31 protein-coding genes are annotated in these 22,512 nt (G+C 67.8%); 6 read left to right on the top strand and 25 right to left on the bottom strand.

The annotated features are described in order from the left end of the window. Position 1: 1 nt before the first annotated feature. Positions 2-979, bottom strand: a complete 978-nt coding sequence (locus E5P3_RS02455) for a tripartite tricarboxylate transporter substrate binding protein BugD (protein WP_162589493.1) — start codon at positions 977-979, stop codon at positions 2-4. A gap of 44 nt (positions 980-1,023) precedes the next feature. Continuing rightward, complete coding sequence (locus E5P3_RS02450; protein ID WP_162584533.1) at positions 1,024-2,400, bottom strand: class-II fumarase/aspartase family protein; 1,377 nt, start codon at positions 2,398-2,400, stop codon at positions 1,024-1,026. A 93-nt stretch (positions 2,401-2,493) separates the two neighbouring features. Here E5P3_RS02450 and E5P3_RS02445 point away from each other — a divergent pair, with 93 nt between their 5' ends. From E5P3_RS02445 to E5P3_RS02435, 3 genes are all read left to right on the top strand, one after another. After that, positions 2,494-3,225, top strand: a complete 732-nt coding sequence (locus E5P3_RS02445; protein WP_162584532.1) for a GntR family transcriptional regulator — start codon at positions 2,494-2,496, stop codon at positions 3,223-3,225. A 25-nt stretch (positions 3,226-3,250) separates the two neighbouring features. Then, complete coding sequence (locus E5P3_RS02440; protein WP_162584531.1) at positions 3,251-3,949, top strand: AraC family transcriptional regulator; 699 nt, start codon at positions 3,251-3,253, stop codon at positions 3,947-3,949. 64 nt (positions 3,950-4,013) lie between these two features. Next, complete coding sequence (locus E5P3_RS02435; RefSeq protein ID WP_162584530.1) at positions 4,014-4,868, top strand: DMT family transporter; 855 nt, start codon at positions 4,014-4,016, stop codon at positions 4,866-4,868. A gap of 18 nt (positions 4,869-4,886) precedes the next feature. On the opposite strand, the gene E5P3_RS02430 is transcribed toward E5P3_RS02435, so the two are convergent. The 10 genes from E5P3_RS02430 to E5P3_RS02385 form a co-directional block, all read right to left on the bottom strand. After that, a complete protein-coding gene (locus E5P3_RS02430; RefSeq protein WP_162584529.1) occupies positions 4,887-5,930 on the bottom strand; it encodes an NADP-dependent oxidoreductase in 1,044 nt (347 codons plus the stop codon). 91 nt (positions 5,931-6,021) lie between these two features. After that, positions 6,022-7,317 carry a sensor histidine kinase gene (locus E5P3_RS02425; protein ID WP_232072952.1) on the bottom strand — a complete coding sequence of 432 codons (1,296 nt, stop codon included), beginning with the start codon at positions 7,315-7,317 and terminating at the stop codon, positions 6,022-6,024. Further along, entirely contained in the window at positions 7,314-8,000 is a 687-nt protein-coding gene (locus E5P3_RS02420) for a response regulator transcription factor (protein ID WP_162584528.1), read from the bottom strand. Before E5P3_RS02420 ends, E5P3_RS02425 begins: the two co-directional genes overlap by 4 nt. A gap of 115 nt (positions 8,001-8,115) precedes the next feature. Next, positions 8,116-8,589 (bottom strand): DUF4260 domain-containing protein, encoded by a 474-nt coding sequence (locus E5P3_RS02415; protein WP_232072951.1) that lies wholly within the window; start codon positions 8,587-8,589, stop codon positions 8,116-8,118. Then, positions 8,582-9,046: a Spy/CpxP family protein refolding chaperone gene (locus E5P3_RS02410; protein ID WP_162584526.1), complete on the bottom strand. Its 465-nt coding sequence runs from the start codon at positions 9,044-9,046 to the stop codon at positions 8,582-8,584. Before E5P3_RS02410 ends, E5P3_RS02415 begins: the two co-directional genes overlap by 8 nt. Positions 9,047-9,147: 101 nt before the next feature. Then, the gene (gene ptsP / locus E5P3_RS02405; RefSeq protein WP_162584525.1) at positions 9,148-10,959 is read right to left on the bottom strand and encodes a phosphoenolpyruvate--protein phosphotransferase; all 1,812 of its coding nucleotides are present in this window, start codon (positions 10,957-10,959) and stop codon (positions 9,148-9,150) included. Beyond that, positions 10,956-11,225, bottom strand: a complete 270-nt coding sequence (locus E5P3_RS02400; protein WP_068674839.1) for an HPr family phosphocarrier protein — start codon at positions 11,223-11,225, stop codon at positions 10,956-10,958. Before E5P3_RS02400 ends, ptsP begins: the two co-directional genes overlap by 4 nt. Further along, on the bottom strand, positions 11,194-11,649 hold the full coding sequence (locus E5P3_RS02395; protein WP_162572544.1) for a PTS sugar transporter subunit IIA: 456 nt from the start codon (positions 11,647-11,649) through the stop codon (positions 11,194-11,196). Before E5P3_RS02395 ends, E5P3_RS02400 begins: the two co-directional genes overlap by 32 nt. Next, positions 11,646-13,130 carry an MFS transporter gene (locus E5P3_RS02390; RefSeq protein ID WP_197893931.1) on the bottom strand — a complete coding sequence of 495 codons (1,485 nt, stop codon included), beginning with the start codon at positions 13,128-13,130 and terminating at the stop codon, positions 11,646-11,648. The genes E5P3_RS02395 and E5P3_RS02390 overlap by 4 nt, the downstream gene beginning before the upstream one ends. Beyond that, a complete protein-coding gene (locus E5P3_RS02385; RefSeq protein WP_162584524.1) occupies positions 13,127-13,669 on the bottom strand; it encodes a hypothetical protein in 543 nt (180 codons plus the stop codon). Before E5P3_RS02385 ends, E5P3_RS02390 begins: the two co-directional genes overlap by 4 nt. A 109-nt stretch (positions 13,670-13,778) precedes the next feature. Between E5P3_RS02385 and E5P3_RS02380 the strand changes: the two genes are divergently transcribed. Then, positions 13,779-14,276 (top strand): TlpA disulfide reductase family protein, encoded by a 498-nt coding sequence (locus E5P3_RS02380; RefSeq protein ID WP_162584523.1) that lies wholly within the window; start codon positions 13,779-13,781, stop codon positions 14,274-14,276. A 40-nt stretch (positions 14,277-14,316) separates the two neighbouring features. On the opposite strand, the gene E5P3_RS02375 is transcribed toward E5P3_RS02380, so the two are convergent. Beyond that, positions 14,317-14,763, bottom strand: coding sequence for a c-type cytochrome (locus tag E5P3_RS02375; protein ID WP_162584522.1), 447 nt, complete (start codon positions 14,761-14,763; stop codon positions 14,317-14,319). A gap of 158 nt (positions 14,764-14,921) precedes the next feature. Between E5P3_RS02375 and E5P3_RS02370 the strand changes: the two genes are divergently transcribed. Continuing rightward, entirely contained in the window at positions 14,922-15,635 is a 714-nt protein-coding gene (locus E5P3_RS02370; protein WP_162584521.1) for a cytochrome b/b6 domain-containing protein, read from the top strand. Beyond that, complete coding sequence (locus E5P3_RS02365) at positions 15,632-16,222, top strand: GNAT family N-acetyltransferase (RefSeq protein WP_162584520.1); 591 nt, start codon at positions 15,632-15,634, stop codon at positions 16,220-16,222. Before E5P3_RS02370 ends, E5P3_RS02365 begins: the two co-directional genes overlap by 4 nt. Positions 16,223-16,234: 12 nt before the next feature. On the opposite strand, the gene E5P3_RS02360 is transcribed toward E5P3_RS02365, so the two are convergent. The 12 genes from E5P3_RS02360 to E5P3_RS02305 form a co-directional block, all read right to left on the bottom strand. Next, positions 16,235-16,741, bottom strand: a complete 507-nt coding sequence (locus E5P3_RS02360) for a peroxiredoxin (RefSeq protein ID WP_162584519.1) — start codon at positions 16,739-16,741, stop codon at positions 16,235-16,237. 73 nt (positions 16,742-16,814) lie between these two features. Continuing rightward, on the bottom strand, positions 16,815-17,084 hold the full coding sequence (gene rpsQ, locus E5P3_RS02355) for a 30S ribosomal protein S17 (protein ID WP_068674862.1): 270 nt from the start codon (positions 17,082-17,084) through the stop codon (positions 16,815-16,817). Positions 17,085-17,093: 9 nt separating this feature from the next. Further along, positions 17,094-17,297, bottom strand: coding sequence for a 50S ribosomal protein L29 (rpmC, locus tag E5P3_RS02350; protein ID WP_068674931.1), 204 nt, complete (start codon positions 17,295-17,297; stop codon positions 17,094-17,096). Between the two features lie 57 nt (positions 17,298-17,354). Next, complete coding sequence (gene rplP, locus E5P3_RS02345) at positions 17,355-17,771, bottom strand: 50S ribosomal protein L16 (protein WP_068674864.1); 417 nt, start codon at positions 17,769-17,771, stop codon at positions 17,355-17,357. Positions 17,772-17,799: 28 nt separating this feature from the next. Continuing rightward, positions 17,800-18,711 (bottom strand): 30S ribosomal protein S3, encoded by a 912-nt coding sequence (gene rpsC, locus E5P3_RS02340; protein ID WP_162584518.1) that lies wholly within the window; start codon positions 18,709-18,711, stop codon positions 17,800-17,802. 15 nt (positions 18,712-18,726) lie between these two features. Next, positions 18,727-19,059, bottom strand: a complete 333-nt coding sequence (gene rplV / locus E5P3_RS02335) for a 50S ribosomal protein L22 (protein ID WP_019657678.1) — start codon at positions 19,057-19,059, stop codon at positions 18,727-18,729. Positions 19,060-19,068: 9 nt separating this feature from the next. Then, a complete protein-coding gene (gene rpsS, locus E5P3_RS02330; RefSeq protein ID WP_062478874.1) occupies positions 19,069-19,347 on the bottom strand; it encodes a 30S ribosomal protein S19 in 279 nt (92 codons plus the stop codon). Between the two features lie 11 nt (positions 19,348-19,358). Then, on the bottom strand, positions 19,359-20,183 hold the full coding sequence (gene rplB, locus E5P3_RS02325) for a 50S ribosomal protein L2 (protein WP_162572536.1): 825 nt from the start codon (positions 20,181-20,183) through the stop codon (positions 19,359-19,361). Positions 20,184-20,185: 2 nt separating this feature from the next. Beyond that, the gene (rplW, locus tag E5P3_RS02320; protein WP_174258301.1) at positions 20,186-20,512 is read right to left on the bottom strand and encodes a 50S ribosomal protein L23; all 327 of its coding nucleotides are present in this window, start codon (positions 20,510-20,512) and stop codon (positions 20,186-20,188) included. A 5-nt stretch (positions 20,513-20,517) separates the two neighbouring features. Continuing rightward, positions 20,518-21,138, bottom strand: coding sequence for a 50S ribosomal protein L4 (rplD, locus tag E5P3_RS02315; RefSeq protein ID WP_068674872.1), 621 nt, complete (start codon positions 21,136-21,138; stop codon positions 20,518-20,520). Positions 21,139-21,150: 12 nt separating this feature from the next. Then, on the bottom strand, positions 21,151-21,822 hold the full coding sequence (gene rplC / locus E5P3_RS02310; protein WP_162584517.1) for a 50S ribosomal protein L3: 672 nt from the start codon (positions 21,820-21,822) through the stop codon (positions 21,151-21,153). Between the two features lie 173 nt (positions 21,823-21,995). Beyond that, positions 21,996-22,511: a hypothetical protein gene (locus tag E5P3_RS02305; RefSeq protein WP_162584516.1), complete on the bottom strand. Its 516-nt coding sequence runs from the start codon at positions 22,509-22,511 to the stop codon at positions 21,996-21,998. Between the last annotated feature and the right edge of the window lies 1 nt (position 22,512).

Genomic DNA, 22,512 nt, shown 5'->3' with positions numbered 1-22,512 from the left:
TTCAGTCCAGCGAGATGTGGGTCTTGGCCGCGACCGCTTTCCAGCGCGCGACTTCCGCCTCCGTGTGCTTGCCCAGCGCAGCGCCCGTGTACTGCTCGGCCGGCAGCATCTGGATTGCCTGGCTCGCCATTTTGTCGGTGAAGGCCTTGTCCGTCATGGCCTTCAGGTAGGCCTGCTGGACCTTCTCGAGCGCCGCCTTGGGCGTTCCCTTGGGCGCGTAGATGCCGTACCAGGTCGAGGCCTCGAAGCCGGGCAGCACCGTCTCGGCCATCGTCGGCACGTCCTTCAGTTGCGGCAAGCGCACCTTCGAGGTCACGGCCAGCGCACGCACCTTGGACTCGGTGATCTGCGGCAGCGCGGTGTTGGTCTGGTCGAAGATGCCGTCGACCTGGCCACCGATCACGTCCACCAGGGCCGGGCCCGCGCCCTTGTACGGCACCAGCGTCACCTTGATGTTCGCGGCGCTCGCGACCAGCGCGGCGATCAGGTGGGAGCTGGAGCCCACGCCGGCGTTGCTGATGAAGAGCTTGTCGGGGTTCTTCTTGCCGAAGTCGATCAGCCCCTGGATGTCCTTTGCCGGATGCTCCTTGCGCACCATCAGCACCAGCGGCGTGTCGGGGAAGCGGAAGACGGGCTCGAAGTCCTTCACCGGGTCGTAGCTGAGCTTCTTGTAGAGGGCCGGCGCGGCGCCCATGTAGCCCATGTGGCCGACCAGCATGGTGTAGCCGTCCGGCGTCGCGCGCGCAGCCTTGGCTGCACCGATGGTGCCGCCCGCTCCGGCCGAGTTGTCGATCACGATCGGCTGGCCGAGCTCGCGCGCCACGCGCTCGGCGATGCTGCGCGCGAGCGCATCGGTGGGGCCGCCCGCGGCGAAGGGCACGATCCACGTGATCGGCTTGGTCGGGTAGGCCTGGGCCTGCGCGGCACCGACGGCAGCGGCGGCCGCGAATGTGCAAAGAAGGGTCTTGATGAAACGCATGCTCATGTCTCCTGGAATGGAATGAAGAATGGGATCGGGGAAGTTCAGTGCTGCGCCTTCGCCGAAAGCGCGAGCGCACGATCGACCATCTGCGGCGCAAGGCCGAGATAGTTGGCGGGGTCGGTCAGGCGGTCGATCGCGGCGCGGTCGAGGTGCCGGGTGACTTCGGGCAGCGCGGCCAGCGCCTCGCCCAGCGTGCCGCCCTGCTCGTTGACACGGCGGCAGGCGTCGTAGACCAGGTCGTGCGCCTGCTGGCGGCCGGTGTGCGGCGCCAGGCCCATCATCACCGCCTCGGCCACGATCAGGCCGCGGCTGATGCCCAGGTTGTGCTTCATGCGCTCGGTATCGACGATCAGGCCGCCCAGCGCGAACTTGGCCTGGTGCAGCGCGCCCGCCGTGAGGATGAAGCTCTCGGGAATCGCGATCCACTCGGCATGCCAGGGTCCGGTGGCGCGCTCGAAGTCCTGCACCATCGCGTCGACCATCAGGCCGGCGTGCTGCCGCACCGCCTTGGACGCGGCCAGCATCAGCTCGCTGGAGATGGGGTTGCGCTTCTGCGGCATCGTGCTGCTCGCGCCGCGACCTTTCACGAAGGGCTCGTAGACCTCGGCGAATTCGGTGGACGCCATGATCATGATGTCGAGTGCAATCTTCCCGAGCGAGCCGGTCACCAGCGCCAGCAGGTTCACCGCCTCGGCGAAGCCGTCGCGCGCCACGTGCCAGGTGGTGGCCGGCACGCCCAGGCCGAGCTCCTCGGCCATCGCCTGCTGCACCTCGAAGCCCTTATCGCCGAGCGAAGCCAGCGTGCCCGCGGCACCGGCGAACTCGACCACCGCGACGCGCGGGCGCAATTCGGCCAGGCGCTGCTGGTGGCGATCGAACATCGCCAGCCAGATCGCCGCCTTGTAGCCGAAGGTCACGGGCAGGGCCTGCTGCAGGTGGGTGCGGCCGGCCATCGGCGTGTCGCGGTATTTCTTCGCGAGGCCGGCCAGGATGGCGCGCAGCTCGCGGATATCGGCGTCGATGCCGTCGAGCGCGTCGCGCACCTGCAGCGCCACCGCGCTGTCCATGATGTCCTGCGTGGTCGCGCCCCAGTGCACGTAGCGCCCCGCCTCGCCGCACATTGCCACCAGCTGGTGCACGAGCGGCAGGATCGGGTAGCCGACGATGTCGGTCTCTTCGCGCATATGGTCGAAGTCGATGCGCGCGATGGTGGATTCGCGCGCGATCGTCTCGGCCGCCTCGCGCGGGATCACGCCGACGCGCGCTTCGGCCTTCGCCAGCGCGACCTCGACGTCGATGTAGCGCTGGATCAGGGCACGGTCGGAAAACAGCGCGCGCATCTTCGCAGTGCCGAAGGCGTCGCGGAACAGGATCGAATCGACGACCGTGCTGGCCATCGGAATGGAGGTGGAGGACATGGGAGCACTCATATGTTCGGACATATTGAATGTAATATGTCCGAACATATTCTCGCGTCAGTACTAACCCTGAGCCTCAAAATCGCGTTCACGATGATCAAGCCCCGCTTTTCCGATATCGCCCTGCACCTCAAGGAAGGCATCACCTCGGGCCACTACCCCGTCGGCACGCTCCTGCCGACAGAGCTGGAGCTGCGCGATCACTACAAGACCAGCCGGCATACCGTGCGCGCCGCCCTGCAGGAGCTGCAGCAGCTGGGCCTGGTGTCACGCCGCAAGAACGTCGGCACGCGCGTGGAATCGGCAACGCCGCAGGTCGGCTTCCAGCAATCGCTGGCCTCGGTCGAGGACGTGGTGCAGTTCGGTGCGACGCACGTCCGTGTAGTGCGCGAGGTCGAGACGCTGCAAGCCAAGGGTGCCCTGGCGCGCCTGCTCGGCTGCGCGGAGGGAACGGCCTGGCTGCGCATTTCCAGCCTGCGGATGGACGAGGAGCAGCTCGGGCTCCCGATCTGCTGGACCGACCTGTACATGGACCCGGCCTACACCGAGCTGGTGGAACTCGTTCGCGACTCGCCGGAGACGCTGGTCAGCACCTTGATCGAGCAGCGCTACGGCCGGCGCGTGGTCGAGATCGTGCAGCAGTTGCAGGCGGTGGAAGTGCCCGCGGCGATGGCGCGGCAGCTGGGCGTGGACACGGGCTCGGCAGCCATGCAGGTCGTGCGCCGCTACCTCGACGCCGAGGGCGACACGATCGACGTCACGGTCACCCTCCATCCGGCGGACCGCTTCTCGCTCACCATGCGGCTGCAGCGCTCGGCCGGCTGAGCGGGAGGACAATCGGCGCCATCCCATGCCATCGCACGACACCACCCCATTGCCCTCGCACGCCCTTTCGCTGCGGCGCTACGGGGCCTCGCGCGGCAGCCATGTGCATGAGCACTTCCAGGTGCTGGTCGGAATGGACGGCGTGCTGGAACTGGAGGTCGAGGGGCGCGGCCGCCGCGTCGGCGCGGGCGAGGGCTGGGTGGTGACGCCCGGGGAGCGCCACGACTTCGAGTCGCGCACCGGCAGCCGATGCCTCGTCCTCGACACCACCCAGGACCTGTGGGCCCAGTGCGCGGGACGCACGCCGATGGCGCCGCAGCTCCTGTCGCTGGCGCGCTTTCTCGCGCTGTGCGTGACGCAGGCTTCGCCACCCGCGGCCGCGCTGCATCACGCACCGGCGCTGCTGCTGGAGGCCTGGGGGCCTCAGGTTCCGAACGGCCGCCGGCGCGCTATCGACTGGCCGGCACTTGCCGCGTGGGCACAAGCGCGCTGGCACCAGCCCTTGAGCGTCGCCGACCTCGCGGCGGTCGCGTGCCTGAGCCCCAGCCAGTTCGCCCAGCGCTGCCGCGACGAGCAGGGCATGGGGGCCATGCAATGGCTGCGAAGCCAGCGGCTGTTGCAAGCCAGGCAGTTGCGCATGGGCGGCATGAGCGTCGCCGAGGCGGCCCGCCGCACCGGCTACCGCTCGCCGTCAGCACTCACCGCGGCCCTTCGAAGGAACTGAAGACCGTCGTTCCCCGACGATGCGCCGTCGTTGCGCGACGAGCGCGCCGCTTAAGCTCGGGCGCATGTCCGCCGCCACGCTGTACGCCCTCGCCGCCATCGCCCTCTGGGGCACGCTCGCCTCGCTGGGCACATCGCTCTCCCACCTGCCCCCCTTTCTCCTGACCGGGCTCGCGCTGATGATCGGCAGCGTGATGAGCTGGCCGGTGGTGCTGCGCAACCGCCAGGCCTGGGCCGTGCCGGCGCGCACGCTCGCGCTGGGCATCTACGGCCTGTTCGGCTTCCACTTCCTGCTCTTCATTGCGCTGCGCCACGCACCGCCCGTCGAGGCGAACCTGGTGAACTACCTGTGGCCGCTCTTCATGGTCGTGCTGGCGCCGGCGCTGCTGCCGGGGCTGTCGCTGCGCCCGCTGCATCTGGTGGCAGCACTGCTGGGCTTCGCGGGCGCCGCGATCGCGATCCTCGGCGCGCGCAACGCCGGGCCGGCGACTACGGTTGCCTCGTACTGGGGCTTCCTGCCCGCACTGGGCTCGGCCTTCATCTGGGCCAGCTATTCGCTGTGGACGAAGCGCGTGGCCGCCTTCCCGACCGCGGCCATCGGTTTGTTCGGCCTGGTATCGGGTGTGCTCGCGCTCGTCTGCCATGCACTGCTGGAACCGCAGGCGTCGCTGTCAGCGCGCGACTGGCTGCTGGTCGCGCTGTGCGGCCTGGGCCCGCTGGGCGCGGCCTTCTTTCTCTGGGACATGGCGCTCAAGCGCGGCGACGCGCGGCAGATCGGCATCCTGAGCTACATCACGCCGCTGGCCTCGACGGCGCTGCTGATGGTGGTCACGCAGCGGCCGCTGAGCTGGACCATTGCGCTGGCGGCGTTCCTGATCCTGTCGGCGGCGGTGATGGGGTCGCGGGTACGGGCTCGATGACCCGACACCCGCTTTCGATCAGTCCTTCGCCACCTGCAACACCAGCTTGCCGAAGTTCTGCCCCGTGAACAGCCGCGCGAGCGCCTCAGGGAAGGTGTCGATGCCCTCGACCACATCCTCGCGGCTCTTCATGCGGCCGTCCTTCAGATAGGTCGCCAGCTCGGCCACGGCAACGTGGTAGCGGTCGGCATAGTCGAACACCACCATGCCCTGCATGCGCGCGCGGTTCACCAGGAGGCTCAGGTAGTTCTTCGGACCCTGCGCCGGAGCGCTGTTGGCGTTGTTGTACTGGCTGATGGCGCCGCAGATGATGATGCGTGCGCCGCGCGCCAGCCGGGCCAGCGCGGCATCGAGGATCTCGCCGCCGACGTTGTCGAAGTAGATGTCGATGCCCTTGGGGCAGTGCGCCTTCAGGCCGTCGCGCACGGCGGAGGGACCGGCCTTGTAGTCGATGCAGGCGTCGAAGCCGAGCTCCTTGACCACCCAGTCGCATTTCTCCGGGCCGCCGGCGATGCCGACCGCACGGCAGCCCTTGATCTTCGCGAGCTGGCCCACCGTCTGGCCAACGGCGCCGGCGGCGCCCGAGACCACGACCGTCTCGCCGGGCTTCGGCTGGCCGATGTCCATCAGGCCGAAGTAGCCGGTCATGCCCGGCATGCCCAGGACGTTGAGCCATTGCGTGATGGAGCCGGCGCGCAGGTCGATCTTGGTGAGCCCAGCGCGCTTGACCTCTTCCTGCGGGATCAGGATGTATTCCTGCACGCCCAGCGTGCCGTACACCGTGTCGCCAACCGCGAAGGCCGGGTTGCGCGAGGCGATCACGCGGCCGACGCCGCCGGCGCGCATGACGGCGCCGATTTCGACCGGCGGGATGTAGCTCTTGCCCTCGTTCATCCAGCCGCGCATGGCGGGATCGAGCGAGAGCGACAGGGTCTTGACCAGGACGCCGCCCTCGGCCGGTTCGCCGACCGGCTCGGTGGTGAACTGCCAGTTGTCGCGTGTGGCCGCGCCTTCGGGGCGCTTGGCGAGGCGGACCTGGCGATTGCTGAGGGTGCTGCTCATGGGTTTGTCTCCTGCCTGGGTGTACGGGGGAAGGATCGTAGCCCCGCCCGGAAGGCACGCCGGTAGCACAGGCGACAGGGATCGAGTTCGTTCAAGCGCCGGGCAGCACGGCGCTGACCGCCAGGCCCGGCTGGGCGTTGCGCACCGTGAGCGTGCCGCCATGCGCCTCGGCCACCAGGCGGCAGAGGTACATGCCCAGCCCGACCCCGCCGGTGGCGCGCTGGCGTGCACTGTCGGTGCGGTAGAAGGGCTCGGTCAGGTGCTCCAGCTGCGCGGCATCGACGCCGGGGCCGAAGTCGCGCACCTCCAGCGCGATGCCGCCCTGCCCCGCAGCGCGCAGCGCGATGCGCGGCGGCTGGGACGCGTCGACGCCGTAGCGCAACGCGTTCTCGAGCAGGTTGCGCACCAGCACGCGGATGCGCAGGCGGTCCACCGCCACCGCCGGCAGGCCTTCGGCGATGTCGAGCACGACGCGGCCGCCCTCGGGATGCTCGGCCACCACATCGTGCACCAGCGCCGCCAGGTCGACCGGCTCGCGCTGCAGCGCCACATGCGGGCTCGCGAGGCGCTCGCTCTCGAGCAGGTCGCTGATCAGGTCGCGCATCTCGGCCAGGTCGCGCAGGAGCGCGGCGCGCTCGGTCTCGCCCTCGGGCGTGGCCGGCAGCAGCTCGGCATTCAGGCGCGCTCGCGTGAGCGGCGAGCGCAGCTCGTGGCTCAGCGCGAGCAGCAACGCGCGCTTGGCGTCCAGCATCCCCTGGATGTCGTGGGCCATGGTGTTGATGCGCTGCGCCAGGTCGCCCAGCTCGTCGCGCCGGCGCAGCGGGATCGGCTGGTCGAAGGCGCCGCGGCCGAAGCGCTCGGCGCCGTCGCGGATGTCGTCCAGCGGCCGCAGGAGCCTGCGCACATAGGCGTACGCGATCGCGATCAGGGCGAGCAGCAGCGCCAGCGTGATCCAGCCGATGCCATGCGGCTCGCGCTGCCACGGCAGTGTGCCCAGCCCGAAGCTGATGCGATGGCCGTCGGCGGTGCTGCGCGTGAGCCAGTCGCCCCTGCCCGGGCCGAAGTTGCGCCAGCGGCGCTGCGGATGCGAGTCCCAGTTGACCGCCGGACCCTCGATGCGGATCGAGATCGGCAGCCGCGTGACCAGGGCCTGCGCGCGTGCCACGTCGGGCGGCGTGCCGAGCTCGGCCACCAGCCGGTCCATGTAGTCGCCGACCAGCGGCTGCGCCGCCTCGCGCCAGCCGTTGGAGAAGGCGCGCTGCATGCCGCCCAGGAACACCGCCGCCATCGCCATGGCGAGCAGCACGAAGACGGTGATCAGCCGCAGGCGCAGCGAATGCCGCCAGCGGCTTCGCCAGTGCCGGGGCGAATGCGGGCGCCGGTTCACGGATCGCTCTTGCCGACCGCGAGCATGTAGCCCGCGTTGCGCAGGGTCTTGATGCAGTCGAGCGGCTCCAGCTTCTTGCGCAGGCGGCTCACCACGATGTCGACGGCGCGGGTGTAGAGCTCGGCTTCGTGGCCGCGCAGCCGGTTCAGGATGTCGTCGCGGCTCCAGACCTTGCCGGGCGGGTCGGCCAAGAGGGCGAGCAGCTCGAACTCGGTGCCGGTCAGCTCCACGCGCTCGCCCTGGCGCAGCACCTCGCGGCGGTCGAGGTCGATCGACAGGCCCTCGAAGACCCGGCGCTGCGCGGGCGCCGCGGCCGGCATGGCGCGCTGGCGGCGCAGGATGGTCTGCACCCGCGCGACCAGCTCGCGCGGCTCGAAGGGCTTGGGCAGGTAGTCGTCGGCGCCGAGCTCGAGGCCGACCACGCGGTCCATGACGTCGCCGCGCGCGGTCAGCATCACGATCGGGATGTCGCTCTCCTTGCGGATCTCGCGGCACAGGGCGAAGCCGTCCATCTCGGGCAGCATGACGTCGAGGATGGCGCAGTCGTAGGCCTGGGCCCGCAGCTTGGCCAGGCCATCGCTGGGGCGCTGCGCGCTCTCCAGCACGCAGTCGAAGCGCGCAAAGTAGCTCGCCAGCGGCGCGGCCAGGTGCTCGTCGTCGTCGATCAGCAGGATGCGGGGCATGCGATGGCGATTGTGCCTACCGGCGAACAGCAGGCTGGTGATCAGGCCGGCCGCCATCGCAGCGCGAAGGCCAGCCCCGGGGGTGGCCGGCGGATTCCATCATGCGGCGTGATGCTCACCATGGGTCGGTGGGGCCGACGCGGCCGAGGTGGGTGACACCGAACTCGCTCCCGTACTTGAGGCCGTAGCCCAAGGCGTGGTCCAGTCCGATGTGCGCGCTCCAGATCAGCCCGAGCGCCACGGCGGCCGGCATGTCGCCGACCAGGCCCAGCCCCAGCAAGGCGACCGGACCGATGTAGGAGTGCGCCATGTTGTACGCGGAGGCACCCACGCGCGAGCCGGCGAGGTAGCCGAGGAAGCTCAGGTCGGGCAGCAGGAACAGCATGGCGAAGGCGCCCCAGCTCGCGCCCAGGTCCACATAGGCGGCCACGGCCGCCGCGAGCACGGCCAGGCCTTCGAGCCGTAGCAGGATGCGTACGCCGCCCTGCGCGGCGCCAGGCAGAGCGTTCCGGGTGTCCGGCACCGGCCGCGCCCACGGCGGGTTCGAGACCCTCGCGGGCGGAATCCGCGCTGCGGAAAGATCAGCCACGGTGGCCCCAGCGGCGGCCACGCTCCATGAACTCGCGCACCTTCTGCTGCTGCGTGGGATTCAGGTTGTCGAAGAAGTCAGCTGCTGCCGCAATCACCTCGGGGCTGCCGGCCTGGACTGCCGCCGTCTTGTCCGCGACCAGCTTCTTCGCGCGCTCCTGGTCGAGCTTGGCGCCGGCGAACAGGGCGCGGAATTCCGCGCGCGGATCGCCGCCGCCGCGCAGCGCCTGGCGCTGGGCCTGGATCTTCTCGGCCAGCACTTCGAGCTTCTGCTTCTGCGTGGCATCGAGCTCCAGCTTGCTGCCCACGCGCTCGACCATGCGGGCGCGAAACTCGGCGCGGTCCTGCTCGGAGCCGCCGCCCCAGCCGTGACGATGGCCGGAGCAGCCGGCGAGGCTGCCGGCGACCAGCGCCGCGCCGGCAAAACCAAAGAGGGAGCGTTTGAACCAGGGTTTCATGAGAGTCTTCCTTCCAGTGCGATCGGGATCGATCAGGGAGACTCGATGGTGCGATCCGGCCGTCACGAAGTCCTTTCGCGGCCGTTTCGGCGTGTTTCGTTTTATTGCGGCGCGGCCGCAGGCGTCATCAGGCTGGCCGGATCGTCGGCCTCGAGCACCTGCTGCGTCCACGCCTGCAGCTTGCTCGTGTCAGCGCGCAGCACCTCCTGCTTGACCGCCAGGATCTGCGAGGGGTGCATCGAGAAGCTGCGCAGGCCCATGCCCAGCAGCAGGCGCGTGAAGGCGACGTCGCCGGCCATCTCGCCGCAAACGCTGACGCCCTTGCCCTGGCGCCTGCACTCGGCGATCGTCTCGGCCACGAGGCGCAGCACGGCCGGATGGGCAGGGTCGTAAAGATGGGCCACCGATTCATCGGCGCGGTCGATGGCCAGGGTGTACTGGATCAGGTCGTTGGTGCCGATCGAAAGGAAATCGAAATGCTTGAGGAAGATCTTGAGCGTGAGCGCTGCGGCCGGCACTTCGATCATCGCGCCCAGCTTGACCTTGCCATGCACCATGCCGCGGTTGTCGAGCTCGGCGCGCGCGAAGTCGATCAGCGCCAGCGTCTGGCGGATCTCGCTGACGTGCGCGAGCATGGGGATCAAGAGGTGGATCTCGCCATGCGCGGCCGCGCGCAGGATGGCGCGGATCTGGGTCAGGAACATCGCAGGATCGGCCAGGCTCCAGCGGATCGCGCGCAGGCCGAGCGCCGGGTTGAGGTGGGACTCGTCGTCGCGCACCATCTTTCCGTCGAGCGGCTTGTCGGCGCCGACGTCGATGGTGCGGATGGTGACCGGCATGCCCTGCATGCCCTCGATGGCGCGCCGGTAGGCCTGGTATTGCTCTTCCTCGTCGGGCAGGCGGGTCATGCGCTGGGCCTCGCGGCCCATGAAGAGGAACTCGCTGCGGAACAGGCCGACGCCGACCGCGCCGGCCTTGACGGCACCCAGCGTGTCCTCGGGCATCTCGATGTTGGCCAGCAGGTCGACCTTCTGGCCATCGAGCGTGACGGCCGGCTTGTGGCGCAGGCGCGCCAGCCGGCCGCGCTCCAGGTCGCCCTGGCGCTGCTTGAAGCCGTATTCGGCCAGGATGATGGGAGAGGGATCGACGATCACCACGCCGGCATCGCCGTCGATGATGACCCAGTCGTCCTGCCGCACCAGCTGGCTGGCGCTGCGCGCGCCGACCACGGCCGGGATGTCCATGCTGCGCGCGACGATCGCGGTGTGCGAGGTCCGCCCGCCGACGTCGGTGACGAAGCCGGCGAACACGCTCTTCTTGAACTGCAGCATGTCGGCCGGCGAGAGGTCGTGGGCGATCAGCACCAGGGGGGCGTCGATGGCGTCGCGGGCAGTGGGGTCGCTGTCCTCGTCCTCGGCGGTGCGCTTGCGCCGCGGCGGCGTGGGCGCCAGCACCGCGGCCGTGCCTTTCATGCGGTGCAGCAGGCGCTCCACCACCTGCTCGAGGTCGGCCTTGCGCTCGCGCAGGTACTCGTCCTCCATCTCGTCGAACTGGCGCGCGACCACCTCCAGCTGGGTGGTCAGCGCCCACTCGGCGTTGTAGAGACGCTCGACGATCCAGTGCTTGACGCCGCCGGTCAGCACCTCGTCCTGCAGCAGCATCAGGTGCACCTCGAGCAGCGCGGCGAGCTCATGCGGCGCGTCGTTGGGGCCCATCAGGGCGACGCTGGCCTGCAGCTTCTGCAGCTCCTCGGCGACGGCGTTGCGCGCGATGCGCACGCGGTCGATCTCCGTTTCGACCTCTTCCGGCTTGATGAAGTAGTGGGCGACGTCGAGCCGGCTCGAGACCACGAGCACGGCGCGTCCGATCGCAATGCCACGGGCCACGGGCAGCCCATGGACGGCAAAAGTCATTCGCCTTCTCCGAACTTGTCGTTCATCAATGCGACGATGGCATCCATCGCTTCCTGCTCCCGCTCGCCGTCGGTCTCGATCTCCACTGTCACCCCGATGCCTGCGGCCAGCATCATCACGCCCATGATGCTCTTGGCATTCACCCGGCGATCACCGCGTGCCAGCCAGACCTCGCAGGGATAGCTGCCCGCGAGCTTGGTGAGTTTGGCCGAGGCCCGCGCGTGCAGACCCAGCTTATTGCTGATGGTCACGGATGTCTTGATCACTGTGCTTTCTTCTTGCCTGATTCTGGGGTGCCGCCACCGCCACCTGCATCACCCCCGCGGTGCCACCGGTGAGAGCACGCTGCACCAACGTCTCGAGCGGCTCGTTGCGATAGCTTACGGCACGCAACAGCATCGGCAGGTTGACGCCGGCCACCAGGCGCGAGCGCACGCCATCGACCAGCTTCTGCGCCACGTTGCAGGGGGTGGCGCCGAACACGTCGGCCAGCACCAGCACCTGCGAGCGGGGCGTGCGCTCCAGTTGGGCCAGGGTGATGCGCGCCGCCGCCAGGGTTTCGTCGGGCGACACGTTGGGCAGCACGTCGAGCGCCGCGATCGAGGGCTCGCTGTCGGGGAACACATGCAGCGCGCACTGCCGCAGCGCCTGGGCGAGCGGCGAGTGGGCAATGATGAAGATGCTGTTCATGCGGGGCGAAGGCGGGTTCGTCGATTATGCGGGGGCGCCCAAAGGAAGTAGAAATAAGATAACAAGCAGCATCCCAGGAACAGTCCCAGCGCGCCGCGGAAGGCGCCCGGCGCATCGAAGCCGGCCCGCCCGAGCAGGTCGATCAGCAGGCCGACGCACCACTGGATCACGAAAACACCCAGAAACACCATCAGGTTGTACGCCGACAGTGCCCGGCCCGCCAGCGCCGGGGGCAGCGCCATCGCGACGGCCGGCTGGGCCACGGCCACGACGGTGGAGCTGCAGAGGAAGACCATCCACGCCAGGGTACCCGCGGCCGGCCCGAGCACCAGGATGGCGCCCAGCGCCAGCATGCTGAGCGGCAGGCCCCAGCCGATCAGCCGGTCGGCGGCGATTCCGCGGCGCGCGAACCAGGGGTTGGCGACACCCCACAGCCAGTAGGCTGCCAGCATCGCGATGCTGATCTGGAAAAGCGCATCGGCCGCCTCTCCGGGCGCGTAACCGGCCACCTGGGTGAGCCAGGGAACGACCCAGAGCGTCAGCATGGCGACGAAGCCGCCGTAGTTGAAGAAGCCGATCGGGGCCAGCTTGCGGAAGAAGGGGTCGCGCCACACATCGGAATACCCGCCGTCCTGGGTCATCCCCAGGGGTTCGCCGCCGGCTTGGCGCCAGGCCGGCGCGGCCCAGGCGATCAAGAGCATGGCGACCAGCAGGCCGGCCGCCACCAGCCAGAACAGCGGCCGCCAGCCCCAGAGCGGCATCAGCCAGTGCACGGGCAGCGTGGCGCCGACCAGGCCCAGCGAACCGACCATCAACATCCAGGAGTTGGCCCGCAGCTGCAAGGCGGGGTCGAACCAGCGCCTGTAGGCGGTCAACGGCGCCATCAGGCAGGCGCTGACGCCCACGCCGGTGAGCACGCGCGCGGCCATCAACACCGAGAATTGCGTCGCGGCCGAGAAGAGCAGGCAGCCGGCGACGGCCGTCGACAGGAAGCACACGATGACGCGCTTGGGGCCGTGGCGGTCGAGCCAGGTCCCCATGGGCAGCTGGGTGATGGCGAAGCCCAGGAAATAGCCGCCGGCCAACAGGCCGAGGTCGCGCGCGTGCAGCTGGAAATCCGCCGTCAGCGTAGGCGACAGGGTGGCGGTGATGGCGCGGATCAGCGTGGAAAGGAAGTAGGCGAAGGCGAAGGCCAGGAAGACCGCGGCACTGCGGCGGCGCCCGAGGAAGAGGCTGCTCCCTGGCGTACCTCCGCCGTCGGCTGCGGTGCTGTTCGCCTTCGGAGCGGCCGTGCGGCCTCGTGGAGCACCTCCACCTTCGGCTGCGGTGCCATTCGCCTTCGGAGCGGCCGTGCGGCCTCCTGAAGCACCTCCACCTTCGGCTGCGGTGCCATTCGCCTTCGGAGCGGCCGTGCGGCCTCCTGAAGCACCTCCACCTTCGGCTGCGGTGCCATTCGCCTTCGGAGCGGCCGTGCGGCTCATGGAAGCCGCAGCCCTTCGAAAAAGACCGCGGGCGCGTCGGCCGACGCAGGCCGGCCGAGCACGGTCGCCTGGTAAAGCGCCGTCTTGCCGCTGCGTTGCTGGGCGAACCAGAGCATCTGGGCGGGCGCGGGGTCTCCGGCGCCCTGTTGCCGGACCTCGAGGCGCACGGGCGCCGGAGAGGCCGCGGCCCGAGGCAGCGTGGCAGGCGCTTCGGCGATCGCCGCGCCGGCCAGCTGGTTGCGGGTGGCGCTGCGCCAGGCGCGCATCCAGCTTTCGGCCTGGACCGCGTCCTCGGCCGTGGCATGGGCCACGGCAAAGGTGGCACCGCCAGCCTCGCAGCCGGTCATGTCCACGGCGATCGATGCGCTGCCGCCCAGCGGCAGGTTGCGGGTCGCGCGGTCGGGCTTGCAAGGCAGCAGCGCGACCAGGCCGTCATCTGCGATCGGGACCTCGCGCCAATTGAAGACCGGGCTGCAGGCGCCGAGGGCAGCGGCGAGAAGGACAAGGGGCGCCAATCGGGAACGGAGCGGTATGGGCATCGGGAGGCTGATTATCGAGCCGCCTCCGGGTGACCAACAAAGGTGCCCTCGCGCGGGCGCGGCACCGCCGGCGGAACTAAAATCGCACTCGCCCCTTTATCCTGTGCCCATGAAAAAGCTCGTCCCCGCCGTTGCCGTCGCGATCGCCCTGATTGCCGGCGTCGGTGTGTACCTGGATACGGGTGTCGCGGCGGCGCCGGCATCGACCTTCGTGCTGCTCGACGGCAGCAAGAAGAGCACGGAGGACCTGAAGGGCAAGGTCACCCTCGTCAATTTCTGGGCCACCAGCTGCGTCACCTGCGTTGCCGAGATGCCCAAGGTGATCGCCACCTACGACAAGTACAAGGACCGGGGCTACGACACCTTGGCAGTGGCGATGAGCTACGACCCGCCTAGCTACGTCGTGAATTTCGCCCAGACGCGCAAGCTGCCTTTCAAGGTTGCGATCGACAACACCGGCGCGGTGGCCCAGGCCTGGGGCGACGTGAAGCTGACGCCCACCACCTATATCGTCAACAAGCGCGGCGAGATCGTGAAACGCTATGTGGGCGAGCCCGACTTCGCCGAGCTGCACCGGCTGATCGAGAAATTGCTCGCCGAAGCGTAGTCCGACGGCGGGCGGTGTCATTCGACAGCGCCCTTTGCTTTCATTTGCTTCGGAAGGTGTCGTGGCAGGACTTGCAGGTCTCGCCGACGGCCGAGACTGCGGCCTTGAGTGCGTCCAGGTTGCCGGCCTTCGAAGCAACGAGGAGCTTTTCGGTCTCGCTCACCAGCTTGTCGCTGAGCTCCTTGAATTTCGCCTGCTCTTTCCAGATCTCCGGTTTGGCCTTGCCGCCCTCCGTGCCGGCGGCGAAGCCGATCCACGGCAGCTTCGAGATCTGCGCCACTACCTCGGCGTTCGATGTGGCACTCGCGGCGTCATAGGGCGCGCGGCCGCTGGCCATGGCGCCCAGGCGGCTCATGTGATGGTTCTGGATGAACATCGCGCTCTGGCGATACTTGATGGCGTCTTCGGTCTTGGCGAACTGGGCGATGGCCGGCAGGGACAGCGCGGCACCGGCCGCAGCAAGGGCGAACGAGGCAAGTCGATTCATCGTGGTTCCTACTTGTTGGGGCAGCGCCGCGGGACCGGCGGCGCGCGCCAGTTTAGGGGCGTGTGATGAGGGTCCGTGCATAGCGACAACCCGTAGGCGCGCTGGCTCCGACTTTGCTAATCTGCGCCTTCCGACGCTTCGCGCCCAGCCGCCCCTCGATGCCGCCAGCCCTTGAGTCCTCTACGCGCCCCGCGAGCCTGGACGACGCCAGCGCCGCCCGCACCCGTGTGTGGGACCTGCCTACGCGCATGTTCCACTGGGCGCTCGCGGCGGCGGTGATCGGCCAGCTCGCGACCGGCCTCGGCGGGGTCATGGAGTGGCACTTCCGAGTCGGCTACGCCGTGCTTTCGCTGCTGCTGTTTCGGGTGATCTGGGGCTTCATCGGTGGGCGCTGGTCGCGCTTCGCCGCCTTCGCCTATTCGCCTGGGTCGATCATGGACTACCTGCGCGGACGCGCGCATCCGGACCACCTCATCGGGCACACGCCGCTCGGCGCGCTCTCCGTTTTCGCCCTGCTGGCAATCCTGGCACTGCAGGTGGCGACCGGCCTGGTGGCTGACGACGAGGTCATGGCGTCGGGGCCGCTCACGCGCTTCGTCTCGGGCGCGACGGTGAGCCTCGCCACGGCCTGGCACACCACGTTCGGCAAGTGGATCGCGATCGCGTTGGTGAGCCTGCACGTGCTGGCGGTGCTCTTCTATGTGGCGGTCAAGCGCCATCGGCTGGTACGGCCGATGATCTCCGGCGACAAGCGGGTCGCGGACGGCAGCGCAGCGCCCAGCCGCGACGACGCCGCGTCCCGCTTGCTGGCGCTGGCGGTGTTCGCGGCCTGCGCCGCCTTCGCGGCGTGGATCGCGTCGCTTCGAGCATGAGCTTTTCCATCTCCCGCCCGCTACCGCTGGAAGGCACACCCGACATCGTGCTGGTGACGCCCGACGAGCCGCACGAGTTCGAGGCCACTCAAGCGATCTTCAGGGACTATGCGGCCTCGCTGGACATCGACCTGTGCTTTCAGAATTTCGAGGAGGAGCTGGCCACGCTGCCCGGGGACTACGCCGAGCCGCGCGGCGCGCTGCTGCTGGCCCTCGTGGACGCTGAAGGAGACGGCGCGACCTCTCGGCAGATCGATGTACCCAGGATCCGGCGCGCACAGGGCGGCATGGCCTACGTGGCCGGCTGCTGCGCGCTGCGCCCGCTGGACACCGCCGACTATCCCAACGCCGCCGAGATGAAACGGCTCTACGTGCGCCCGGCGTTCCGCGGCCTCGGGCTCGGCCGCCAGATGGCCGAGGCCATCCTGGACGCGGCACGCGGCGCAGGCTACGCCTGCGTACTGCTGGACACGTTGGACGACATGGAGTCGGCCCGAGCCCTCTACGAAGACCTGGGCTTCGTCGAGGTTCCGCCTTACTATCACAACCCCATCGCCGGGGCGCACTACCTCAAGGTGGAGCTCTGAGCACGTGAGCGCTCAGCCGCGCGCCTGCTTGAGCAGCGTCTCGGCGTCGCTGACCTCGAACTTGCCGGGCGCCTCGACGTTGAGCGCGGCGACCTTGCCATCCTTCACCAGCATCGAATAGCGGTTGCTGCGGACCCCCATGCCGCGCGCCGTGAGGTCCAGCGTGAGTCCGGTCGCGTTCGCGAACACGCCGCTGCCGTCGGCCAGCATGCGTACCTTGGTGCCTGTCTTCTGGTCGCGCGCCCAGGCGCCCATCACGAAGGCGTCGTTGACGCTCACGCACCAGATCTCGTCCACGCCCGCGGCCTTGAGCGCTTCGTGGTTCTGCACATATCCGGGCACGTGCTTGGCCGAGCAAGTCGGCGTGAAGGCACCGGGTAGGCCGAAGATCGCGATCGTCTTGCCTGCCGCGGCCTTGCTCACTTCGACCGGGTTGGGTCCGATGCTGCAGCCTTCGCCTTCGACCTCGGAATACTCCTGCAGGGTGGCGGAAGGAAGGGTGTCCCCGACTTGGATCATGGAATGTGCTCCTGAAAAAGAAAAACGGCCCACATTGTGGGCCGCTTTTGTCTTGACTGCGTCGCCGCTGGGATCAGACCAGCACAGCCTTCTCGACCAAGCGGGTCACCACCCAGTTCTTCGACTTGGAGATCGGCCGGCTCTCGGTGATCTCGATCAGGTCGCCCATCTTGTACTCGCCCTTTTCGTCATGGGCGTGGTACTTGCTCGAGCGGATCACGATCTTGTCGTAGATCGGGTGCTTCACACGGCGCTCGACGAGCACCGTCACGGTCTTTTCACGCTTGTCGCTGACCACCTTGCCGATCAGGGTGCGCTTGAGGGATTTTTTAGCTTCCGTCATGGTCACTCCTTACTTGGCGGATTCTTGCTGCTTCTGCGCAAGAATGGTCTTGGCACGCGCGATGTCGCGACGCGTGACGCGCAGCGTGGCCGTGTTCGACAGCTGTTGAGTAGCCTTCTGCATGCGCAGGCCAAAATGGGCCTTCTGCAGATCCTTGATCTCGGTCTGCAGCGCGGCGACGTCCTTGTCGCGCAGCGCTGCGGCCTTCGACACCTTGGCCGAAGCCGCCGCGTCCTTCTTCTTACGTGTTGCCATCAGTGTTCTCCTCGATCAGGCGCCGAGCTGGCGCGCGACGAAGGTGGTGCGCAGCGGCAGCTTGGCGGCAGCCAGGCGGAACGCTTCGCGGGCGAGCTCTTCGGGCACGCCGACGATCTCGTAGATCACCTTGCCGGGCTGGATTTCGGCCACGTAGTACTCGGGGTTGCCCTTGCCGTTACCCATCCGCACTTCGGCGGGCTTCGTGGAGATCGGCTTGTCGGGGAACACGCGAATCCAGATGCGACCGCCCCGCTTGACGTGGCGCGAGATCGCGCGACGGGCGGCTTCGATCTGGCGTGCCGTCAGGCGGCCACGGTCGATCGACTTGAGGCCGAAATCACCGAAGGACACCGCGTTGCCGCGGGTCGCGATGCCGGTGTTGCGGCCCTTTTGTTCCTTGCGGAACTTTCTGCGTGCAGGTTGCAGCATGTTTCTTACTCCGTAGTTCTAAGAACGATCACTCGTTCTTGGCACCGTCCGCTGCTGCAGCGGGCGCGGCTTTGCGGACGCGCTTAACGGCGGGTTTCGAGTCTGCACCCGGTTGTGCACCGGTAGCTTCTGCGGGCTTGTCGCTGCCGTCTGCCGGGGCGACGTTGCCGCCGATCGGGCCGCGGGCACCGGCACGGGGGCCGCGACGGTCCGAGCCCGGGCGGTCGCCGCCGGGGCGGCCATCACGGCGGGGGCCACGCGGGCGGCGCTCTTCTTCGGGACGCGGGGTCTCGGCGGCCGGCAGGTCGTTGCGGCCGAGCGTGTCACCCTTGTAGACCCAGACCTTGACGCCGATGACGCCGTAGGTGGTCTTGGCTTCCGAGGTGCCGTAGTCGATGTCGGCACGCAGCGTGTGCAGCGGCACACGGCCTTCGCGGTACCACTCGGTGCGGGCGATCTCGATGCCGTTCAGGCGGCCGGCCGACATGATCTTGATGCCCTGGGCACCCAGACGCATGGCGTTCTGCATGGCGCGCTTCATGGCGCGGCGGAACATGATCCGCTTTTCGAGCTGCTGCGTGATGCTGTCGGCGATCAGCTGTGCATCGATCTCGGGCTTGCGCACTTCCTCGATGTTCACGGCGACCGGGACGCCCAGCTGCTTGCCGAGCTCGCGCTTCAGGTTCTCGATGTCCTCGCCCTTCTTGCCGATCACGACGCCCGGACGTGCCGAGTAGATCGTGATGCGGGCGTTCTTGGCGGGGCGCTCGATCATCACGCGCGACACGGACGCGTTCTTGAGCTTCTTCTTTAGGTACTCGCGCACCTTGATGTCTTCGGCCAGCATGCCCGCGAAGTCGCGGTTGCTCGCGTACCAGCGGCTGGACCAGTTACGGCTGACCGCAAGGCGGAAGCCGGTCGGGTGGATTTTCTGTCCCATATATGTTCCAGCCTGTTAGTTGCCCACCGTCACGTACACGTGGCACGTGGGCTTGCTGATGCGGTTGCCGCGGCCCTTGGCGCGTGCGGTGAAGCGCTTGAGCGTGGCGCCCTGCTCGACGTAGATGGTCTTGACCTTCAGCTCGTCGATGTCGGCACCGTCGTTGTGCTCGGCATTGGCGATGGCCGACTCGAGCACCTTCTTCACGATCACGGCGGCCTTCTTCTGCGTGAACTGCAGGATGTTGAGCGCCTGATCGACCTTCTTGCCGCGGATCAGATCGGCGACCAGACGGCCCTTATCGACCGAAAGGCGGACGCCGCGGAGGACTGCACGTGTTTCAGACATGGTCGTTCCTTACTTCTTCTGGACTTTCTTGTCCGCGGGGTGCCCCTTGAACGTGCGCGTGAGCGCAAATTCGCCGAGCTTGTGGCCGACCATTTGGTCGGTGATGTAGACAGGCACGTGCTGCTTGCCGTTGTGCACGGCGATGGTCAGGCCGATGAACTCGGGCAGAACCATCGAGCGGCGCGACCAGGTCTTGATCGGCTTCTTGTCCTTGTTCGTCACGGCCTTGTCGGCCTTGGCCACCAGGTGGTGGTCGACGAAGGGACCTTTCTTGAGAGAGCGAGTCATTGTGCTGTCCCTTACTTCTTGCGACGCGACACGATGAAGACCTGCGTGCGCTTGTTGTTGCGGGTGCGGTAACCCTTGGTGAGATTGCCCCACGGATCGACAGGATGGCGGCCTTCGCCGGTCTTGCCTTCGCCGCCACCGTGCGGGTGGTCGACCGGGTTCATCACCACGCCGCGAACGGTCGGGCGGATACCCATCCAGCGCTTCACACCGGCCTTGCCAAGCTGGCGCAGGCTGTGCTCTTCGTTGGCGACTTCACCGATGGTCGCGCGGCACTCGACGTGCACCCGGCGCACTTCGCCCGAACGCATGCGGACCTGGGCGTAGACGCCTTCGCGGGCCAGCAGCGTGGCCGAGGTACCAGCCGAGCGGGCGATCTGCGCGCCTTTGCCGGGCTGCAGCTCGATGCAATGGATCGTCGAACCCACCGGGATGTTGCGGATCGGCAGCGTGTTGCCGGCGCGGATCGGCGCTTCCGCTCCGCTCAGCAGCGTCGCGCCGGCTTCCAGGCCGCGCGGGGCGATGATGTAGCGGCGCTCGCCGTCGGCGTAGCACACGAGCGCGATGTGGGCGGTGCGGTTCGGGTCGTACTCGATGCGTTCGACCTTGGCAGGGATGCCGTCCTTGTTGCGCACGAAGTCCACCACTCGGTAGTGGTGCTTGTGGCCGCCGCCCTTGTGGCGGGTCGTGATGTGACCGTTGTTGTTGCGGCCGGCCTTCTGGAACTGGGGCTCCAGCAGGGCAGCGTGCGGCGCACCCTTGTACAGGTGGTCTCGCGAGACCTTCACCGCGCCACGCTGGCCCGGCGAAGTGGGTTTCATCTTGATAACGGCCATGATTAAGCGCCTTCCCCGACCAGATTGAGCTCTTGCCCGGCCTTGAGCGTGACGTAGGCCTTGCGAACGTTGTCGCGGCGGCCGACCGACTTGCCAAAGCGCTTGCTCTTGCCCTTGGTGTTGAGCACGGATACGCCCTTCACTTCGACCTTGAACATCAGTTCGACAGCCGCCTTGATCTCGGGCTTGGTGGCGTCCTGCAGCACCTTGAAAGTGACTGCATTCGACTTCTCGCCGACCATCGTGGCCTTCTCGGACACGATCGGTGCGACCAGCACGTTCATCAGACGACCCTCGTCGAACTGACGCTGCTGAGGCGTAGGATTCATGCGGCTCATGCGAACATCTCCTTGAGCTTGTCGACGGCGCCCTTAGTGACCAGCACCTTCTTGTAGTGAACCAGCGACACTGGATCGGCGTAGCGCGGCTCGACCACGAGCACATTCACCAGGTTGCGCGAGGCCAGGTACAGGTTCTCGTCGACTTCTTCGGCGATCACGAGCACGGACTCGAGATTCATTGCCTTGAACTTGGCAGCCAGCGCCTTGGTCTTGGGCGAATCGACCTTGATCGATTCAACCACGGCCACGCGGCCCTCGCGTGCGAGCTGCGAGAAGATGGACGCCATGCCGGCACGGTACATCTTCTTGTTGATCTTCTGCGAGAAGTTCTCGTCAGGCATGTTCGGGAAGATGCGGCCACCCCCGCGCCACAGCGGCGAGGACGTCATACCGGCACGCGCGCGGCCCGTTCCCTTTTGCTTGAACGGCTTCTTGGTGGAGTGCTTGACCTGCTCGCGGTCCTTCTGGGCACGAGTGCCCTGGCGGGCATTGGCTTGGTAAGCGACCACGACCTGGTGCACCAGGTCTTCGTTGTAGTCACGGCCGAACACAGTCTCGGGCGCGTCATACTTGGACGCGGCCTGGCCTTGTTCGTTCAGGAGTTCGAGTTGCATTGCTTTTGCTCCTTAGGCCGCCGGCGTGGCCTTGGCCTTGACGGCCGGACGCACGGTGACGAAGCCACCCTTGGCACCCGGAATCGCGCCCTTGATCAGAAGCAGCTGGCGCGCTTCGTCGATACGGATCACGTCGAGGTTCTGGGTCGTCACGGTGACGTCGCCCAGATGACCCGTCATGCGCTTGCCTGGGAACACGCGACCGGGATCCTGCGCCATGCCGATGGAACCCGGCACGTTGTGCGAACGGCTGTTGCCGTGCGAAGCGCGCTGCGAGGACATGTTGTGGCGCTTGATGGTGCCGGCGTAGCCCTTGCCGATCGAGGTGCCCTGCACGTCGACCTTCTGGCCCACCGCGAACACGCTGGCCACGGCGATCGCGCCGCCAGCCTTGTGCTGAGCGGCGGCGTCGGGGGTGACGCGGAATTCCTGGATGATTTCGCCGGCTTCGACGCCAGCCTTGGCGAGATGGCCTGCTTCGGGCTTGGTGACGCGCGATGCCTTGCGCGAGCCGAACGTCACTTGCAGCGCGACATAGCCATCGGTCTCTTGGGTTTTGATCTGGGTCACGCGGTTGTTGGACACATCCACCACCGTGACGGGAACGGCGTCCCCGTCATCGGTGAAGAGACGCATCATCCCCACCTTGCGGCCCAGCAACCCGAGGGAGTTGCTCAGACTCATGGTTTTTCTCCAAGACTCCCGCCGCTGCCACTTCAATTGGTGACAGCGTTTGGTATGCGGAAGAAGGTTGATAAAGCCCTGCACCTAGAAAGCGCCGGGCAGGCGCAGATCGGGCAGAGCCAAAGATTATAGCCTCGAAGGGTTTCGAAGCGCAAGCCGCCGGCCGGTCCAGCTCACTTGACCGGCATGGAGAGGATCTTGTCGCCGTCGGGTACCTGCTTAAGTCCGCTGCTGGCGGGCATGGCGGAAGGCGCCTTGCCGACCTGGACGGCAATCGACGTGGCGCTGGTCGCGCCATTCTGGGTCGTGAACACGTGGAGATAGCCAGTGCCATCCGCGTCGGGAACAACCTGGACGGTCAAGGCCGAGGCTTGGCCGGCCGGCAGTGTGTGGGGCCCGGCCGAGCCGACGATGGCCAAGCCGCCGTCCGCTGTCAGCTTGACCGTGCCGCCAGCAGGATCGCTGACCCCATCGAAGCTCAGCAAGACTGGAACGGGACTACCGGGCTGCGGGGTGCCGTCGATGCGGTACTGAACGGCGATACCGGAGCCACCGGGCTTCATGGGTGCGGCGGTCACTCCTGTGGAGGTGGCATGCCCAGGCTTCGCGTTGTGCGCACAAGCCTGCAAGGACATGCCCATGGCCAGCGCCGCCATTGCGATGGCTCTGAGGCTGCGAGATGCACGCATG

The sequence above is a fragment of the Variovorax sp. RA8 genome, assembly GCF_901827175.1.
GTDB lineage: Bacteria > Pseudomonadota > Gammaproteobacteria > Burkholderiales > Burkholderiaceae_C > Variovorax.
The sequence above is the reverse complement of the archived record's forward strand: the minus strand, read 5'-3'. Positions and strand labels throughout refer to the sequence as shown.

Bases quoted from the DNA above. Each gene is read 5' to 3' on its own strand.
- E5P3_RS02360 (WP_162584519.1), bottom strand. From the start codon at position 16,741: ATGATCCAAGTCGGGGACACCCTTCCTTCCGCCACCCTGCAGGAGTAT.
- E5P3_RS02430 (WP_162584529.1), bottom strand. From the start codon at position 5,930: ATGAGCAGCACCCTCAGCAATCGCCAGGTCCGCCTCGCCAAGCGCCCC.
- E5P3_RS02375 (WP_162584522.1), bottom strand. From the start codon at position 14,763: ATGAATCGACTTGCCTCGTTCGCCCTTGCTGCGGCCGGTGCCGCGCTG.
- rplC (WP_162584517.1), bottom strand. From the start codon at position 21,822: ATGAGTCTGAGCAACTCCCTCGGGTTGCTGGGCCGCAAGGTGGGGATG.
- E5P3_RS02385 (WP_162584524.1), bottom strand. From the start codon at position 13,669: ATGCCCATACCGCTCCGTTCCCGATTGGCGCCCCTTGTCCTTCTCGCC.
- E5P3_RS02395 (WP_162572544.1), bottom strand. From the start codon at position 11,649: ATGAACAGCATCTTCATCATTGCCCACTCGCCGCTCGCCCAGGCGCTG.
- ptsP (WP_162584525.1), bottom strand. From the start codon at position 10,959: ATGACTTTTGCCGTCCATGGGCTGCCCGTGGCCCGTGGCATTGCGATC.
- E5P3_RS02380 (WP_162584523.1), top strand. From the start codon at position 13,779: ATGAAAAAGCTCGTCCCCGCCGTTGCCGTCGCGATCGCCCTGATTGCC.
- E5P3_RS02455 (WP_162589493.1), bottom strand. From the start codon at position 979: ATGCGTTTCATCAAGACCCTTCTTTGCACATTCGCGGCCGCCGCTGCC.
- E5P3_RS02420 (WP_162584528.1), bottom strand. From the start codon at position 8,000: ATGCCCCGCATCCTGCTGATCGACGACGACGAGCACCTGGCCGCGCCG.
- rpsS (WP_062478874.1), bottom strand. From the start codon at position 19,347: ATGACTCGCTCTCTCAAGAAAGGTCCCTTCGTCGACCACCACCTGGTG.
- E5P3_RS02365 (WP_162584520.1), top strand. From the start codon at position 15,632: ATGAGCTTTTCCATCTCCCGCCCGCTACCGCTGGAAGGCACACCCGAC.
- E5P3_RS02440 (WP_162584531.1), top strand. From the start codon at position 3,251: ATGCCATCGCACGACACCACCCCATTGCCCTCGCACGCCCTTTCGCTG.
- E5P3_RS02435 (WP_162584530.1), top strand. From the start codon at position 4,014: ATGTCCGCCGCCACGCTGTACGCCCTCGCCGCCATCGCCCTCTGGGGC.
- rplB (WP_162572536.1), bottom strand. From the start codon at position 20,183: ATGGCCGTTATCAAGATGAAACCCACTTCGCCGGGCCAGCGTGGCGCG.
- E5P3_RS02370 (WP_162584521.1), top strand. From the start codon at position 14,922: ATGCCGCCAGCCCTTGAGTCCTCTACGCGCCCCGCGAGCCTGGACGAC.
- rpsQ (WP_068674862.1), bottom strand. From the start codon at position 17,084: ATGACGGAAGCTAAAAAATCCCTCAAGCGCACCCTGATCGGCAAGGTG.
- E5P3_RS02390 (WP_197893931.1), bottom strand. From the start codon at position 13,130: ATGAGCCGCACGGCCGCTCCGAAGGCGAATGGCACCGCAGCCGAAGGT.
- rplV (WP_019657678.1), bottom strand. From the start codon at position 19,059: ATGTCTGAAACACGTGCAGTCCTCCGCGGCGTCCGCCTTTCGGTCGAT.
- E5P3_RS02305 (WP_162584516.1), bottom strand. From the start codon at position 22,511: ATGCGTGCATCTCGCAGCCTCAGAGCCATCGCAATGGCGGCGCTGGCC.
- rplP (WP_068674864.1), bottom strand. From the start codon at position 17,771: ATGCTGCAACCTGCACGCAGAAAGTTCCGCAAGGAACAAAAGGGCCGC.
- rplD (WP_068674872.1), bottom strand. From the start codon at position 21,138: ATGCAACTCGAACTCCTGAACGAACAAGGCCAGGCCGCGTCCAAGTAT.
- rplW (WP_174258301.1), bottom strand. From the start codon at position 20,512: ATGAATCCTACGCCTCAGCAGCGTCAGTTCGACGAGGGTCGTCTGATG.
- E5P3_RS02450 (WP_162584533.1), bottom strand. From the start codon at position 2,400: ATGTCCTCCACCTCCATTCCGATGGCCAGCACGGTCGTCGATTCGATC.
- rpsC (WP_162584518.1), bottom strand. From the start codon at position 18,711: ATGGGACAGAAAATCCACCCGACCGGCTTCCGCCTTGCGGTCAGCCGT.
- E5P3_RS02445 (WP_162584532.1), top strand. From the start codon at position 2,494: ATGATCAAGCCCCGCTTTTCCGATATCGCCCTGCACCTCAAGGAAGGC.
- E5P3_RS02410 (WP_162584526.1), bottom strand. From the start codon at position 9,046: ATGAAACCCTGGTTCAAACGCTCCCTCTTTGGTTTTGCCGGCGCGGCG.